This window comes from Bacillus sp. V2I10, from assembly GCF_030817055.1.
Lineage (GTDB): Bacteria > Bacillota > Bacilli > Bacillales > Bacillaceae > Bacillus_P.
In genome coordinates this window covers 2,656,387-2,673,183 of the sequence record NZ_JAUSYV010000001.1, presented here as the reverse complement: position 1 = coordinate 2,673,183, position 16,797 = coordinate 2,656,387, and the positions used below count along the sequence as shown (strand labels likewise).

Annotated in this window: 16 protein-coding genes and 1 other annotated feature; of the genes, 4 read left to right on the top strand and 12 right to left on the bottom strand. The window is 40.1% G+C overall.

The features are described from left to right. Positions 1–41: 41 nt before the first annotated feature. Positions 42–917, bottom strand: a complete 876-nt coding sequence (locus QFZ72_RS13400) for a VanW family protein (RefSeq protein WP_307434016.1) — start codon at positions 915–917, stop codon at positions 42–44. A 271-nt stretch (positions 918–1,188) separates the two neighbouring features. Here QFZ72_RS13400 and ltaS point away from each other — a divergent pair, with 271 nt between their 5' ends. After that, a complete protein-coding gene (ltaS, locus tag QFZ72_RS13395) occupies positions 1,189–3,123 on the top strand; it encodes a lipoteichoic acid synthase (RefSeq protein WP_307434014.1) in 1,935 nt (644 codons plus the stop codon). An 80-nt stretch (positions 3,124–3,203) separates the two neighbouring features. Here ltaS and QFZ72_RS13390 read toward each other — a convergent pair whose 3' ends face one another. From QFZ72_RS13390 to QFZ72_RS13375, 4 genes are all read right to left on the bottom strand, one after another. Continuing rightward, positions 3,204–3,770: a superoxide dismutase family protein gene (locus QFZ72_RS13390; protein WP_307434013.1), complete on the bottom strand. Its 567-nt coding sequence runs from the start codon at positions 3,768–3,770 to the stop codon at positions 3,204–3,206. 76 nt (positions 3,771–3,846) lie between these two features. Beyond that, a complete protein-coding gene (argS, locus tag QFZ72_RS13385; protein WP_307434012.1) occupies positions 3,847–5,511 on the bottom strand; it encodes an arginine--tRNA ligase in 1,665 nt (554 codons plus the stop codon). A gap of 47 nt (positions 5,512–5,558) precedes the next feature. Next, positions 5,559–5,776 (bottom strand) — a binding site (T-box leader). A gap of 54 nt (positions 5,777–5,830) precedes the next feature. Further along, the gene (locus tag QFZ72_RS13380) at positions 5,831–6,433 is read right to left on the bottom strand and encodes a DUF3298 and DUF4163 domain-containing protein (protein WP_307434010.1); all 603 of its coding nucleotides are present in this window, start codon (positions 6,431–6,433) and stop codon (positions 5,831–5,833) included. Positions 6,434–6,542: 109 nt separating this feature from the next. Beyond that, entirely contained in the window at positions 6,543–7,562 is a 1,020-nt protein-coding gene (locus tag QFZ72_RS13375; RefSeq protein WP_307434009.1) for a C40 family peptidase, read from the bottom strand. A gap of 234 nt (positions 7,563–7,796) precedes the next feature. Here QFZ72_RS13375 and QFZ72_RS13370 point away from each other — a divergent pair, with 234 nt between their 5' ends. Further along, a complete protein-coding gene (locus tag QFZ72_RS13370; RefSeq protein WP_307434007.1) occupies positions 7,797–7,952 on the top strand; it encodes a hypothetical protein in 156 nt (51 codons plus the stop codon). 390 nt (positions 7,953–8,342) lie between these two features. On the opposite strand, the gene QFZ72_RS13365 is transcribed toward QFZ72_RS13370, so the two are convergent. From QFZ72_RS13365 to cdaS, 3 genes are all read right to left on the bottom strand, one after another. Further along, entirely contained in the window at positions 8,343–9,539 is a 1,197-nt protein-coding gene (locus QFZ72_RS13365) for an MFS transporter (protein WP_307434005.1), read from the bottom strand. 108 nt (positions 9,540–9,647) lie between these two features. Beyond that, a complete protein-coding gene (locus QFZ72_RS13360) occupies positions 9,648–10,982 on the bottom strand; it encodes an NCS2 family permease (RefSeq protein WP_307434003.1) in 1,335 nt (444 codons plus the stop codon). Positions 10,983–11,108: 126 nt separating this feature from the next. Beyond that, entirely contained in the window at positions 11,109–11,777 is a 669-nt protein-coding gene (gene cdaS / locus QFZ72_RS13355) for a sporulation-specific diadenylate cyclase CdaS (RefSeq protein WP_307434001.1), read from the bottom strand. A gap of 402 nt (positions 11,778–12,179) precedes the next feature. On the opposite strand from cdaS, the gene QFZ72_RS13350 reads away from it, so the two are divergent. Next, complete coding sequence (locus QFZ72_RS13350) at positions 12,180–13,547, top strand: MATE family efflux transporter (protein ID WP_307434000.1); 1,368 nt, start codon at positions 12,180–12,182, stop codon at positions 13,545–13,547. 122 nt (positions 13,548–13,669) lie between these two features. Here QFZ72_RS13350 and bshB2 read toward each other — a convergent pair whose 3' ends face one another. The 4 genes from bshB2 to rarD all read right to left on the bottom strand — a co-directional run bounded on the left by bshB2 (position 13,670) and on the right by rarD (position 16,020). Next, positions 13,670–14,335 carry a bacillithiol biosynthesis deacetylase BshB2 gene (gene bshB2, locus QFZ72_RS13345; RefSeq protein WP_307433998.1) on the bottom strand — a complete coding sequence of 222 codons (666 nt, stop codon included), beginning with the start codon at positions 14,333–14,335 and terminating at the stop codon, positions 13,670–13,672. A gap of 15 nt (positions 14,336–14,350) precedes the next feature. Then, positions 14,351–14,701 (bottom strand): YojF family protein, encoded by a 351-nt coding sequence (locus QFZ72_RS13340; RefSeq protein ID WP_307433997.1) that lies wholly within the window; start codon positions 14,699–14,701, stop codon positions 14,351–14,353. A 14-nt stretch (positions 14,702–14,715) separates the two neighbouring features. Next, positions 14,716–14,988, bottom strand: coding sequence for a hypothetical protein (locus tag QFZ72_RS13335; protein ID WP_307433996.1), 273 nt, complete (start codon positions 14,986–14,988; stop codon positions 14,716–14,718). Positions 14,989–15,078: 90 nt separating this feature from the next. After that, the gene (gene rarD, locus QFZ72_RS13330) at positions 15,079–16,020 is read right to left on the bottom strand and encodes an EamA family transporter RarD (protein ID WP_307433995.1); all 942 of its coding nucleotides are present in this window, start codon (positions 16,018–16,020) and stop codon (positions 15,079–15,081) included. Between the two features lie 136 nt (positions 16,021–16,156). Between rarD and QFZ72_RS13325 the strand changes: the two genes are divergently transcribed. Further along, positions 16,157–16,633 (top strand): Hsp20/alpha crystallin family protein, encoded by a 477-nt coding sequence (locus tag QFZ72_RS13325; RefSeq protein WP_307433993.1) that lies wholly within the window; start codon positions 16,157–16,159, stop codon positions 16,631–16,633. Positions 16,634–16,797 lie beyond the last annotated feature (164 nt).

Here is a 16,797-nt window from a genome sequence, read left to right as displayed (position 1 = left end):
CCAGAGAATCAAAACAAAGCTCTTTCATAATATCCAAAGGCTTATTTTCGAAGCTCTATCCGCTTTTCATAAGCAACTTCATTCGTTGAATAAATGGTGACCATTACACTTGCCCCATAAACAGCCGCCCTGATCAATACAGGCTCGCTGTATTTGTTCGAGAACCGAAAATCAGGTCCATACCAGCTGACGGTAGCATCTCTTCCGGCGGGAACATAAGGGACTCGCCTGCTGTGGGAATACCTCTCGATCACTTTTAATCCGGCATTATCGATGGCATTAAACAATGTCGAGGATACTTGACAAATGCCCCCTCCAATTCCTTCAGACAGTTCTCCTCTAATAATGATCGGAGCCCGCAAATAGCCCTTCGCTGCTGTCCTGTTGCCGACCACCCCGTTGAAAGAAAACGTCTCGCCAGGAAAAACGACTGTGTTATTGATCGCTTCTGCAGCAAGATATATGTTCTTTGTACGCTGTTTATTATTCTTGTTAAAAAAAGTTACATAGGTCCCAATCCTTGCAGAGCGAATACTGGCAAGCAGTTCTTTATCTACTCTGGGATACAATTTTATTCTTGGTGCTTCCACACTTGCTGCACCGCTCCCAAAAAAGTAAGCGTGGAATTTTCCGCTGAAGATCTCACGATTCAATCTGTAGCCGGTTTTTTCGGGCATTATTTTTCCGCTCTTGTCGATTTCAGCATTCACTGGAGCTTTATACATTTGATGATCCAAATGATTCATGAGATTATCTAATTTTATTTGGTCAATTAGTAATGTCTCTGGCATCAGCAATGCCGCATCATTCCGGTCCAATTTTTCTATAACATGATTATTATGGGTAATCTTCAAACTGTCATCTGTTTGTATTTGCTGGGCAAGCAGGAGAATAGCTCCAATTAAAAAGAATTTCATTCATAATCACCCCCAATTTTACTATGTATAAGGAAGAGACTTTTTATGTAACCCGTCTGATGAATTGTTATGGAAAATAAGTCTAATCTCTTAATGATAATTTAATAGATGCAAGATTAATTGAATAGTTAAAAAGTTGACTTTTAGTCTCTCTTTGCGTTATGATTTTTCTTATCTTTTGCTGAACAAATTCTTGCTTATAATCTTTGAACAGGGTACTGAACATGATCGCTAAAATACGAATTTAATTGATTACTAGAGGTGTTAAAAAATGAAAAATGTATTTGCTAAGAGTTTTTTGAATAAGCACCTTGGCTTTTTTCTGTTAGCAGTTGTTATGCTATGGATAAAAACCTATACTGCTTATCGCGTAGAACTTAATTTAGGAATTGATAATTCCATTCAGCAGTTCCTGCTGTTCATTAACCCGATCAGCTCTGCTGTGCTGTTTTTAGGTTTAGCCTTATTCGCTAAAGGAAGAAAGGCATTTATTTGGATGATCGTCATCGATTTCCTGCTTTCTTTCCTATTATATGCCAACCTTGTGTATTACCGATTCTTCAACGATTTTATTACAGTGCCAACATTGACACAGACTAAGAATGCCGGTGACCTGGGACAAAGTCTCGGTGCTTTGGTTAAACCATACGATGTCCTTTACTTCCTGGATGTCATCATTTTAATGGTTCTTGTTTTTGGCAAGTTCGTTAAGCCTGAAAATGTAAAAATGAAAGGCAAAAGAGTTTCTGCAGTCCTGATTTCAGCTGTGATTCTGTTCGGAACAAACCTTGCTTTAGCTGAAATGGACCGTCCGCAATTATTAACGCGCACGTTTGACCGCAATTACCTTGTTAAATATTTAGGCATGTATAATTACACGATTTATGACGCTATTCAAAGCTCTAAATCATCAGCCCAGCGTGCACTTGCTGACGGCAATGATGTAACAGAAGTAGTAAACTACACAAAAGCAACACATGCTGAACCTAATCCGGAATACTTTGGAAAAGCAAAAGGCATGAACGTTATTTATATTTCACTTGAATCATTGCAGACATTCGCAATTGATTACAAAATAAACGGTGAAGAAGTAACACCGTTCTTAAATTCTTTAACAAAAAACAAAAATACCCTGTATTTTGATAATCTCTTCCATCAGACAGGCCAGGGTAAAACGTCTGATGCTGAGTTCATGGTTGAAAATTCACTATTCCCTCTTCCGCAGGGAGCCGTTTTTACAACAAAAGCAGAGAACACATATCAGGCAGCACCAGCTATCCTTGATCAAAAAGGGTACTCAACAGCGGTTTTCCACGGCAACTATAAATCTTTCTGGAACCGTGATGTGATGTACAAATCACTTGGCTATGAGCAATTCTTTGATGCAGCATATTATTCAATGAAAGATGAAGATGTCGTGAATTATGGACTAAAGGATAAACCGTTCTTTACCGAATCCATTCCGCTGCTTGAATCAATGGAGCAGCCATTTTATTCAAAATTCATCTCATTAACAAATCATTTCCCTTACCCAATTGATGAGGACGAAGCTACTATCGATCCTCATACAACAGGTGATGGTTCTGTAGACCGTTATTTCCAGACAGCACGTTACATGGATGAATCCTTAAAACAGTTTTTTGAAGACCTGAAAAAGTCAGGTTTATATGACAACACAATGGTCGTGATGTATGGTGATCACTACGGAATCTCTGAAAACCACAACAAAGCGATGTCTCAGGTAATGGGCAAAGAGATTAATGGGTTTGAACATGCTCAGCTGCAGCGGGTTCCTCTTTTCATTCACGCTCCAGGCCTTGAAGGCGGAAAACAGCACCAGTTCGGCGGACAAGTTGATATTCGCCCTACTCTCCTTCATCTGCTTGGAATAGATACAAAAGATTACGTTCAAATGGGTACAGATTTATTATCGAAAGACCATCAGCAAGTGGTTCCTTTCAGAAACGGCGACTTTGTAACGCCTAAGTTTACTTCAGTTGACGGAAAGTTCTATGATACTGCTACTGGAGAAACAGTGGAGGAAAACGAAGAAATTAGTCAAACAGAAGAAATGGTCGATAAAAAATTGACCCTTTCAGACCAGATTGTATACGGAGATCTATTGCGATTCTATACGCCTAAGGGATTTGAACCTGTAGATCCAACTAAATACCGTTATATGGGTCCTGAAGAAACAGAAGAATAAAAATGCAAAAAGCTGATGAGACAACAAGTCTCATCAGCTTTTTTATTTCCGATCCAATTTGTCAAAGCGGCTTTGTTTTTCTAGTTCACGAGGGCCCCGCAAGTAATCCGGTTCCCTGAGTTTCCTGCAGGATCAGTCATGTAGTCATCCACTCTTTCATGGATAATGATCGCACTGCCGTCCTCATCTAGCAGCGAATTTTTCTTAGCCTGCTTCAATGTCACGTCAGCTGCATGCAGCTCGACATCCAAAGTTCCATTCTCGTTAATTTCGATATTAGGCAGGTCTCCGGCATGAAAGCCTTTAGGATTTTCAAACCCATGCTGCTTTCTGGCAGGATTAAAATGCGCTCCGGCAGATGTGAAATCAGGCTTTTCGCATTTCCCAGTCTCATGAAGATGAATGGCTTTCTTTCCAGGCTCTAAACCCTCCGCTTTTAATCGGATTGTTACTCCTTTAAGCGCTTGAGTCAGAGTTGCTGTTCCAATTTCAACTCCCTCGCTGTTGATTATATCAACGTTTACCGGTGCAACTGCTTTTTCACTGACCGGCAGTGATTCTTCTTTCGGCTCAAATTCTGTTGAAGCCTGACAGGCGCTCAAGCCTAAAGAAGCTGCGATTGCTGTGAAAATTATTTTTCTGTTCATGAGCAATCCCTCCATCTTAAAATTCTTTAGCATAATAGCCATAAAAACAGAATTTTAAAACGGAGGAAATAAACAACTACATTTTTTCAGGAGCCTTGATTCCAAGGATACTCAGTCCATCCTTAAGAACATCTCTTGCGGATTGAACAAGCAGAAGTCTGGACGTGAGGGTTTGATTTCCTTCCAGAATCTTCACTTTAGCATAATAAGAATTAAACGCTCTGCATACCTGCAGTAAATATTTAGCAAGTATAGATGGGTCATACTTCTCAAATGAAGATTGAATGACTTGCCCGTACTGAACAAGCAATTTTTGCACTTCCCAGCTGTGTTCATCTGTTAATGCTCTTATTTTCTCTGGCTTGATCCCGCTGCCTTTTCTTAATAAAGAGCAGGCTCTTGCATGTGTATACTGCACATATGGACCTGTCTCCCCTTCAAATTTAAGCATTTCATCCAATGAAAATTCAATATTGTTCTTTCGGTTATTTTTGAGATCATGAAAAATAATTGCTCCAACTCCAACTGCACTGGCTACTTCTTCTTTGTTTTCAAGCTGAGGATTTTTCATTTCAATATTTGCTTTTGCAGCAGATATAGTTTCTTTTATAACTTCATCTAGAAGAACGATTTTGCCTTTCCTTGTAGACATTTTCTTTCCATCCTTCAAAATGAATCCAAATGGAATATGATGAATATCTTTATGCCAGCTGAAGCCCATTTTCTCTACAACAGCAAAAACCTGTTTAAAATGAATCGATTGTTCCATCCCCACTACATATAGAGATTGATCAAACTTGTATGTTTCCTTCCTGTAGAGGGCGCAAGCCAAATCTCTTGTTGCATAAAGGGTCGCTCCATCACTTTTTCGAATCAGGCATGGCGGCAGATTCACGTTAACCAAAGGAACTACCCTTGCACCATCAGAATATTTAAGCAGCCCTCTTTTCTCAAGCAAATCAGAGATATGCGATAACTGATCATTGTAGAATGCTTCTCCATTATACGTATCAAATTGAACGCCCAATAGCTTATAAATCCTCTGAAAGTCCTCCAGTGATTCTTCTCTGAACCATTTCCACAGTTTTAATGCTTCTGTGTCTCCATCCTCCAGACGTTTAAACCAGCTTCTTCCCTCTTCAAGTAAGTCAGAGTGAACGGCAGCTTCTTCATGAAACTTTACATAAAGCCTAAATAGCTCCTGTATCGGATGCTCCTTGACAGATTCTTCATTCCCCCATCTTTTATAAGCTGCGATCAGCTTGCCGAATTGTGTGCCCCAGTCTCCAATATGATTGATTCTGATTACGTTATAGCCGCATTTCTCTCCAAGATTTGCAATTGCCTGACCGATGACCGTTGAGCGAAGGTGTCCCATCGAGAATGGCTTCGCAATATTTGGAGATGAAAAGTCAATGGTCATTACTTTTGTTTTTTCTGGGCACTGATATGGTCCATTTGTCTGCAGCCATTCCCTGCTTACAATCTCCCGGTTAAGGTGGAAGTTAATGTAGGGTCCAGCAGCTGCTGCTTGTGTAATAAATTCATCATTAAACTTCCCAACAAGCTCCAAAGCAATTTGATGAGGATTCTTATTATAGACAGAAGCAAGAACGAAACAAGGAAAGCTGTAATCCCCTAATTGTTTTGCTTTAGGAATCTCAATGACCTCCACTATCTCATCAAGGGTAAGATCGTTTTTTAATGTCCCATAAATAATCGCCCCAAGTCTCTTTTTCATAAGTCGTCCTCCTCTAAATAAAATAAAAACGCCCGTCTCTTTTCAATAAAAGAGACGGGCGTTTTCCCGCGGTACCACTCTGATTGTTCATTTCTGAACCACTCGAAGCGTTTTAACGGCCAGCCGACCGGCATGCCCTACTATCCAAGTTCAGGCATGCTCCTAGAAAGTGCGTTTCATCATTCCGTTCATTTTAGGCTTTCACCTTCCCTAAATCGCTGATTCAAGAACTGGATATGATTACTCTCTTCCTCATGGGATTTTTTTCTATTAAGAGTTATTATATGCGAATCTTTGAGTAATGCAAGGTTTTTTTTATCTATCCATATAATCTGGGAAGAGGACCATCTGGATTGATGATATCCTGCAGATCATAAATGGAGAGGGGGAAGTACAGAAACCCATAAGCATAAGCTGCGATTTCATAGAGCTGAAAATAGATTACAAGCGATTTATCAGCTAAATAAAAATCCTGATCAGGGCGAATCGATTTAAAGGGAGGATCGAGTAAGGTAATCCCTCTTTCTTTAAGCTGCTCACCAATAATGGAAGATAATCGTTCTGTATAGTTGCTGTCTTTTTTAAAAAGGTTCTGAAGCTTATACTTCCTGCCTGTCTGGGTATTGTATGTCAGCCCTTTTAAAAAAGACATGCCATGAGCGCCTCCGCTATATACATAATTCAGCAGTGTTAAGCTTAACAAGTTTCGCTCATTCGTCTTGAGTTCATAGGTACCCTGCATCTCCGTTTGCACTCCCCCGTCATACTCTCCAAAACGAATCTGATTCTGAACGTTTTTAAGGATGTCCGCATTGATTTTCTGCTGACTGAATGCCTGTGGACCAGTTATTGATGGATAAAATATTGTAAGCTTTTTCCCCGCTATCTTATGAGTTATGACACTGACCGGCAATGCCGTCATCCAACCCGCCTCCTGAATGCTTTTATTTCAATCATATGAATGGATTTGTTCATTCATCCTTTTGGAAGGCAGATTGTTTTTCGCCAAAAAAAGAAGCCCTTATGGCTTCTTACTTTAAATATCGTTTTGCTCCAAGGTATCTTGCTTTCCAGTAGGAATTATCCAATTTAGAGATCGTAACACCTGATGAACTTGCATGAATAAATTCTCCATTGCCAAGATAAATTCCCATATGAGACGGGCCTGCCTTGTATGTAGTGAAATAAACGAAGTCACCTTTTTGCGGAGAGCTGACCGGCGTCATGATGTCCCAATATCCAGCAGTGCTGAGACGGGAAACAGACGTCACTTTGTTCAGTACATAATACATGAATCCGCTGCAGTCAAATCCAGAAGGAGTATTTCCAGCCCATCTGTAAGACACTCCAACATGTTTCTTGGCTTCAGCAATCATCGTATCAATTTTACTGTTTGCAGATGGCTTTGTTTCTTCCACCTTACTAGGCGGTACTGTGCTTGAACCTTTCACTTTAAGTGCCTGGCCAGCGTAAATCACATCGGATTTGAGATTGTTCACCGCTTTTAACTCTGCGACGGTAAGATCGAATTGATTAGCAATCTTTCCAAGGTAATCACCAAGCTTTACTTTATAGGTTGTTGCCGCGTGCTGATTAGCAGCTGGTTTAGGAGCTGCAGCAGCCGGAGCTTTTCCAGTCGTCTTGCTTACTTTTAAGGTTTGTCCGGGACGAATTAAATCGGACTTCAGCCCGTTTAAACTTTTCAGCTCAATCACAGATACATTATGTTTTCGTGCAATGACCCAGAGGGAATCGCCTGATTTCACTTTGTATGTAGAGACAGAGGTTTTAGCGGGTGCAGGAGGTTTTTGAACACTAGATGCAGGTTTTTCAGCAGTTCCTGATATCTGCAGAACTTGTCCTGGAAAAATCATATCTTTAGAAAGCTTGTTTCTCAGTTTAATCGTTTCAACTGTTGTTTTATACTCGCGGGACAACTTCCATAACGAATCGCCTTTTTTAACGGTTATGCTGTCTGCAGAAGCTGCGGAGCCAATTAAAGTGGATCCGATGACTGCTGAAGCAGCTAACCCAATAACTTTCTGTTTCATTGTTCGCTAAGTACCTCCTTTTTTCTTACATGATTATTTTAATAGATTAGGGCATTAATTACTACAAATTTCTAAAAATAGCACTATATTCTTACTAAAATAGCTAAAATTCTCTATTTTCTTCCCGTTTTTCTTGCAAATTATGACATTATTAGTCTTTTTTGGCCGACTTGTGAGATAGCATATCCAACTTGAAATTCATATAGTATTAAAAAAGAAACAGGGTGTTTAAAGATGGCGAAAAGATATCGGGGTAAGACATTATTAAAAATGGCCTCAAGAGGCCGCGGAACTTGTCCAATATGCGGGACAAAACGAATTAAACTGCTCTACCCAAATCTTCAGGCAGATGGACAAAAGCTTACAGTATGCAAGAAATGCAGAGAATAAGAAAAGCGGAACCGACTGTTCTGCTCGAGGGCCTAGGAGGTGGCCAATAAGAAAAGCAGAAACACCCGTTAGCTCCAATTCATAGTGCCATTCAGGATCGAATCCCATTAAAGACTCAAGTACGGTGGATCTTAGAATATTCATTTAGCCGAAATCGTGAATTTATTTGCCGAAATTCGATTTTTTCTAGCCAAATTCCCGTTTTTAATAGCGGTTTTTAGATTTATTCTAGCCTTTCAATTTTTTCGATCCAGCCGTTTTCTCGTTATATTGGTCATAATCATTTGAATTAAGCGGAAAGGATAATAGTTTAGCTGAACCCAGGCTATTGTTAGATATTAAAGAACAGCGAAATGCCGCACAAAAAAAGAGAGGGCTCTCCCCTCTCTTTTACTTGCTTTCACTTAAACTGCTTACTTCTGTTTTCTGAAAATACTTCATTCCATATAATACGACCATTATGAGTGATAATGTTCCAAAGATAAGCACCATGAACTGCAGGCCGATTGTATCAAGGAAAAGGCCCGTACCGAGGAGAACAACCTGGAACATAACACGATCAAGCATATTTCTAAACGAAAAGAAACGGCCGTGATATTCTTTTGGAATCTTCGTTTGAAAGATGGTCGAGACAATCGGAAAGAAGCAGCCAACCCCAAGACCGAATACGCCAAATGAGATTAGCGACATCCACATGATATCACTAAAGAATAAGCTTAAATGTGCAATTGAAATTAATAGAGCAAAAGCAAAGAGCATATGAACGGATGAAAATCGATGAGTAATTTTTTTTACAAAAAATGCGCCGATCATAAATGCAATTCCTTCTACTGTGTAAAGGAGCCCTTTAATGGACGTGCTGTCCTGAAGCTCGCTTATGTTGATCACCATCAGATTAAATCCGCCGATAAACAAAACAGGAATGATTGTCAGGACTAGAGCTGTAATGGCAATGGGAGTCGCTTTTAATACAGGAAGTACTTCTTTAAAGCTGCCGGACTTCCCTGATTTTGACTGCTCCCTCTTCTCTTCTTTAAAATCAAGCAGAAATGTTGCTCCAAAAAGTACGGCATATGCAGCCATGGACAATGCATAAATCGATGTCAGACTCATAAAGACAAGCAGCGCACCTGCAAGTGCTGTGCCAATCACCCTCGCCATGGTCGCAACATTCATATGGACCCCATTCATTTGTATCAAATCATTGTCCTTTACAATAATAGGTATTACAGCCTGAAGTGCAGGAAAATAAAAGGCTGCAGATAATTGAATACTGATCATAAACAGAATCATAAAGAAGAGAGAATCAAATTGTATCGCCATAAACATAAAGACAACGCTGAGCATTCTTCCAAGGCCCGAATAAATAAGCACGGTCTTTTTGGAGCAGCTGTCAATCATTCTGCCGGCAAGAGGACCGACAAGCACCCCTGCAAGCAGTCCAATAAATAGAATAAGAGATTTCATGAAATCAGATGGTACATTTTTTTGCATAAATTCCAGGTTTCCGATAATGCCAAACCATAAACCAAGCCCTGCAATAAACTCACCGCTGAGCACAATCCAGACATTTTTATTTTTCCACATGGCGATGTCCCCATTTTCTATTTTTTCACTATTTCTACTATAGCACCGCTGCTATTATTTCGCCTAGCGAAATTTTTTCATTCAAAAAAAGCCCCCTTAAGGGAGCCGCTAAATCATTGTATAGAAATTTATTAAAAAGGCTGCAGTAATGATATACATCATCCAGTGAAGTTCTTTTGTTCTGCCGGTAAAAACCTTTAATAATGTGTATGAAATAAAACCGAATGCTACACCTTCTGCAATACTGAACGTTAATGGCATCATAATGAGGGTTAAAAATGCCGGGATCAATTCGGTCAAATCATCAAAAAGAATTTCCTTCAGTTCTGTCATCATAAATGCTCCAATAATAATTAAAACTGGAGCTGTCGCAGCGTTTGGGATGAATTGAATCAGAGGTGTAAATAAAAGAGTCAGCAAAAACAGCAGGGCAGCAAATACTGCTTTTAAACCAGTTCTTCCTCCTTCTGCAATTCCGGTTGCATTTTCAATATAGGTATTTATAGCTGTGCTTCCAAACACCGCACTGATCATTGTGCCGAGCGCACCGGTCGTCAATGCGCGTTTCATATTAGGTGTTTCGCCATTTTCATCATTCAGATTCGCTTTTTTTGTTAATCCGATCAAGGTAGCCAATGTATCGAATAATTCTACGATCGTAAATGAAAAGATGACTGAGAAAATACCATATCCGATCGCAGCCATAATATCAAGCTTCATAAACGTTAATTCAACCGATGGCCAGCCAAAGGAAAGGATATCCCCTGCAGATTTTGGTACAGGCGAGTGACCGATCAGCATGGACAATGCCGTAATGACAAAGATGCTTAAAATTAATCCGCCTCTAATATTTCTGGATACAAGCACCGCTGCAAGGATCAATCCTGAAAGCGCAAGCCATGTTCCCTGATCTGCAATGTTTCCGAGTGCAACATAGGTTGCTTCATCGGGAACAATAATGCCTCCGTTTTTAAGGCCGATAAATGCTACAAATAATCCGATTCCTGCAGTAATGGAGGCTTTCAATGTTTTAGGAATTGCAGAGACAACTTTTGAACTGACTCCTGAAACAGATAATAGAAAGAAAACAAAACCTGAGATAAATACAGCCCCAAGAGCCGTTTCCCAAGATAATCCCTGGCCAAGGACGACGGTATATGTAAAAAAGGCATTTAACCCCATTCCGGGTCCGATGACAATCGGCAGGTTTGCCCATAACCCCATTAATAGAGTCGTAATGACAATAGCTAAGATTGTACCGGCGAGTGCTGCTTCCTTTGGCATACCGGCTTCAGATAAGATAATCGGGTTAACAAGAATGATGTAGCTGACCGTCATAAATGTTGTCAGGGCCGCAATAAATTCCGTTTTCACTGTTGTCTGTCGTTCATCTAAACGGAAAAACGAGTTTAAAAACGAAAGCAGGTTTTTCTTGTCTTGCATTTGTTCTTCCTCCTCATAAATAGAAGAGCGCTGTCTTATCATGCTGATGGCTGAAGCAAATAATGAAGGCATAGCTCATAAAGTAAAAATTACATTATAAATGATTATTTTTAATATGAAAAGCATTTATTCAGAGCTGAACGGGTACAGCCCGCCATTTATGGCAAATGACATCTTCCCCGTTTCTTCTGATACGACAAGCGCTATGGCATCTGTTGATTCTGTTATGCCAAGGGCAGCCCGGTGCCTCGTACCAATCTTGGCATCTGCGGTTTTAGTAGAAAGCGGAAGTACGTTTGCTGCAGAAATGATTTTTGTACCAGAAACAAGCACTGCTCCATCATGGAGAGGATTCCCCGGATAAAAAATACTTTCAAGCAACGACGCAGATAAATAAGCATCAATCGGCACACCGTTTTGAAGAAAAGAGGCAACTCGGTCTTTTCTCTCTATCACAATCAAACCTCCATGTTTATGAGCAGAAAGATGCTGAATGACTTTTGAGAGTAATGCATAATGCGGAGTGTACTCTGATAAATAAGACTCCAAGTAAAAGGACGATGCCTGCGACTGCAGCTGCTGAAAAATCGTATGCAAATCTTCAAGCTCACAAAGCAGACAATGGTCTTTCTCATAAAGAGTATTCATAAGCTGCTGAGATTCATTAATGATGTTTCCCAGCTGGTCATAAATGTGTTTTTTAATGGGATCAATTATTTCTTTTTTCACAACGTTCAGCTCCTCTCCCCGTTTAACATCGCTTTTCTTATTGTTTGAAAAATCTCCGCATTCCATGCAATAATTTTCCATTTGAGGTTCATACTACTAGAAAAGCGGAAGCTCCTTGGTCAGCACGAAAAGGTAAATAAGGTTCTGATGGAAAACTTTTTTGTCGGAGCCGTTCTGACTGAGGTGTTATGCGCTGGAGCTGAACATCAAAGCGCAGCATTTTCATTCTTTCGCTAAGTCTTAAAATAGCAGCTTAAATCCAGCTGCGTTACGGAGGTTTGATTTATGACGGCAGTTAAAATTTTTCAATACCTTTTTTCTGGATTAGGTGTGATGATTTTAAGTTATTTTTATTATCAAATGTTTAAGCCCGAGAAAAAAGAGCTTGAGGAGAAGTCGAAATAGTCACGAGATCCATTTTTCATGTTATAATTCTTTCGTTACTCTACGAAAACGAGGATATTTAACATGAAACAAACCTTTACTCTTTGGGAGAAAGGCAAGCAATTTTCTCTCATCCTTTTGCCGATTTTGATTACGCAGCTCTCTCTTTATTCAATGAATTTCTTTGATACGACCATGTCAGGGAAAGTAAGCCCCGGAGATCTTGCAGGTGTTGCAATTGGATCAAGCATCTGGGTGCCTGTCTATACCGGACTAAGCGGTATCCTGCTCGCAGTAACTCCGATTGTTTCACAGTATGTTGGTGCAAAGCAGAAGGAGAAAATCCCTTTTACAGTTATTCAAGGCTTGTACCTGTCTGTATTGCTGTCTATTATAGTGGGAGTTATCGGTATTTTTGTCATTGATCCAATATTAAATTCAATGACACTGGAGGATCATGTCAGAGAGACGGCTAAATATTATCTGGCTGCTTTGGCTTTTGGAATTTTGCCTCTCTTTGCATATAATGTTTTGCGCTGCTTTATTGATGCTCTTGGGTTTACGAGAATAACAATGTTCATCACATTATTATCTCTGCCCATCAATGTTGTATTTAATTATTTTTTTATTTTTGGGAAGTTCGGTTTTCCTGCTCTCGGCGGAGTGGGATCAGGTGTTGCTTCAACCATTACATACTGGTGTATTTTTCTGATTTCCGTTTTTGTCATTGTGAAAAAGCAGCCTTTTGTGGACTACGGTATTTTCAAGAAACTGTACAGCGCTTCTGCAAAAGCCTGGCTAAGTCTATTAAAAATCGGAATCCCTATAGGAATCGCAATATTCTTTGAAACTAGTATTTTTGCAGCCGTTACCTTATTAATGAGCAATTACGACACGGTCACGATTGCCTCCCATCAAATCGCCATCAACTTTGCCTCCCTTCTGTATATGCTTCCACTAAGCATTTCAATGGCGCTTACAATTGTCGTCGGATTTGAAGTTGGCGCGAAACGATACAGGGATGCAAAGCAGTACAGTTATTTAGGAATTGTCATGGCTATTATCCTGTCGCTTATTACCGCAGCGGTCATCTATTTCTTAAGAAGTGAAATTTCAGCGATCTATACAAATGAAGGCATTGTCATAAAGCTCTCAGCTCAGTTTTTGATCTATGCGATTTTCTTTCAGCTCTCAGATGCCATTGCCGCCCCTATTCAGGGAGCGCTGCGCGGCTATAAAGATGTTAATGTCACCTTGGTGATGGCGCTTGTTTCTTACTGGATCATAGGACTTCCAACGGGATATTTGCTCGCAAACAATACATCTTTCATGGCTTTCGGGTACTGGATTGGCTTGATAGCAGGCCTTGCCGCTGCCGCACTGGCTTTGTCTACAAGGCTGTGGTTTATTCAAAATAAGGTATATACGCTTAGTGAAAAACAAAAAGGATAAACCTATAAAATTAAGAAAGATGATCTCTAATATATAGAGATCATCTTTTTTATAGCGTATTTCCGGCACAAAAAAACGAGTGATTTCCCACTCGTTTATTATGATCGAACGACTTCTCTTTATCAGTCATCCCATTTATAAGTCCAGAAAATCTCCTGCTCCACCCAATGCATGACTTCTGGCTCTTTGTTTTTGAACTTTTCTTCCATTTGCTTAAGCATACCTTCTGTCTGGCTGCGATGAGCGCGCAATGCATTTAATTTCATTTCGGCTACGCTTGAGATATCAATTGTGACATCATGCTCACCAAGCACCTCTGCCCGGTTTTTTGTGATGGCAACACAGTATGTCTCAGGGCGGTCTTCAGATGGCATTCTGCTTATTGCGCGAATGGTTGCAGCACCTGTAGCGTCATGATCAGGATGTACGCCATGTCCAGGGTAAAACGTGACAACAAGGGTTGGCTTCACTTCTTGAATGATTTCTTCAATAATATCTGCAAAACGGTCGATGTCTTCAAATTCAAGTGTTTTGTCACGCAGACCAAGCATTCTTAAATCCTGAACATCAAGTGCATCACATGCATCTCTTAGTTCTTTTTTACGGATTTCAGGCAGGATCTCCCGGTTTGCAAACAAAGGATTTCCCATGTTTCTTCCCATCTGGCCAAGTGTTGCGCAGGCGTAAGTAACAGGAATTCCTTCTTTACGTTTTAATGACATTAAACCCCCAACTCCAAATGATTCGTCATCCGGGTGAGGCAGAACAACTAATACATGCTCTCTCATTTTCATTCTCCCTTTCTACTCTGCAAACGGGGTCTCGCTGATTTGAAGCGCAATGGCAAGCTTTCCTTCGCGGTCATGCCCTGCCATCAGCAGCTGATTCTTTTCATTGTACACCCAGTCTGTAAGGCCTTCTGCATAAATCCACCCGTGATCAATTTTGAGTCCGACACGGAATGGACCCTGTCCGGTAATCTTTGCCTGGTCAAAGGAAACTTTTGCATTTCTGATAAAAGCCACAACTGTCATATTATTTTCATTCATGTGGGCAGAATAAGCGCCTGTCGTCGTTTCCAGGTGAACATAAACTTCCTTATTCACGAGAACGTCTAAATGTTTCTGAATTTCATCTTTCGTAATGGGGACCATCTTTCTGCTCCTTTTTATGTAGATTGTTTGATTTCTTCATACACTTTTATATGCAGGTCAATCAAGGTCATCTTTTCCTGATTGCCGAGCCTTGCCATTGAAATCCGTTTGACTGCTGAAAAAAACTTCTGCTCTGTATTTTTCCGCAGGCGCGGATGCGTCATTTCATCCTGCAGTTCAATTTTAATGGCGCCGAGAAGTGTCTGCATGTCATCACCACTGACCTCAAGCTGCCGATTTGACCAAAGCTTCCGGTATACCTCTAAAAGCTTGCGGTTCTCCGTCATCTTCTGTCATCATCCCTTTCCTGACTCTCTTATTGTATACTGAAAAATCATTTCAATGAAAGAAAAAAGCCTTGCACAAGGCAGGCTGTTTTACATTTCCATCGTTTTCTTTTTTTTCAGCTTCCATGCATTTTCCTTCATTCCTCTTACGTGTGAAAAGGAAAAGAGCACAAGTGCACACCAAATTAAGGAAAATGTAATGATTTCTGTACTCGTAAACGATTCTTTATAAATTAAAACACCAAGTAAGAGGGTGATGGTTGGTGCGATATATTGCAGAATTCCAACCATAAATAAAGGAATATGCTGTGCTCCTTTTGCAAACAGCAGCAATGGAACCGCCGTTACAATTCCCGCTCCGATTAAGAATGCATTCGTTCCTAAACTCCATTCATAAAAAGCGGACTCTCCTTTATTTGCAATCGTTGCTAAATAAATCAGGGCAACAGGCATGACCATCATTGTCTCAAGTGTAAGTCCAATTGAAGCATTTAATTTGGTCACTTTTTTGGTTAAACCGTAAAAACCAAAGCTCAATGCAAGAATGATCGCTACAAATGGAAACTTGCCATATTGCATCGTCATGAAAAGAACACCCGCCGCAGCAAGGATGAATGAAGCATATTGCCATCTATTGAGCCGTTCTTTTAAAAACATCATACCAAGGAGAACGCTGATTAAAGGATTAATATAATACCCTAAGCTCGTTTCCAGGATATGATCATTATTAACGGCCCATATGTAGAGGAACCAGTTAATGCTGATCAGAAACGATGACAGGATGAGTGAAACCAGGAGCAGAGGTTTTTTCAGCATTCTTTTGCAAACTTCCAGCAGCTGAGCCCACTGTTTATTAATCTGTATCAGGCTCATCATAAAAAGAAATGACCAAAACACTCGGTGTGCCAGGATTTCTTCAGCCCCGACATGATCGATCAGCTTCCAATAAACCGGAAGGATACCCCATAAAAAATAGGCTAATGCTGTGTGCATCAGGCCTGTGCGATATGTATCTGAATTTCTTTGCTCCATTTTACAGCACCTTCCTTTTCAAAACTCCATGCTCATTATAATCCCGATACAAGGTCTTCTACAAGAAAAAAAACTTAACCAAGACCCATCCTTATACATATAGTGAATTATAACTGCAAAAGAGGGCGTGAACATCATGTTTCCCTGGAAAAAAAACTTTCCATTTAATCAATCCGGGCAAATGCCTGATACTTTTAAAAATATGAACCCTAAAAATGTTGAAGACTATATTCAAAATGTCATGGGAAATGTTTTCGGCGAGGGCTTTCCCCAGCAGTTCCCTTTTCAGGGCAATATGGCAGGAAATATGGCGGATAACAACAAACATACTCCTGCAAATCAGGGCAGTACAGAGCTATTTGAAACGAACGACCACATCTTCGTCAAAGTGCAGGCTTCAGAAGAACAGCTTGAAAATCTTCGAATACAGCACAGCAGCAATCAGCTTTTCATTTTGAACTTCCCTTCAATGGGTGAACAGAAAAAACTCGTCCTTCCTTCCCTAGTTAAGCGTAAAGGTACAAAAGCATCTTACCGGAATGGAATTCTTGAAATAAAGCTTCATAAGAATGAGGACCTGCAAATATCCGAGATTGAAATAACTCAAAATTAACAGACTGTGTGGAATTTTGGCTGCGTATGTGCTGAATTCTGTAATTTATAAACCGATTTTGGGATTTTATCTACCTGTTTCCATCATTCATCTATTTTTAAATTTATCTATCCAAATAAAAGATTTATTAAAAAACAATGGACCAGAGAGCCTGCTCTGGTCCA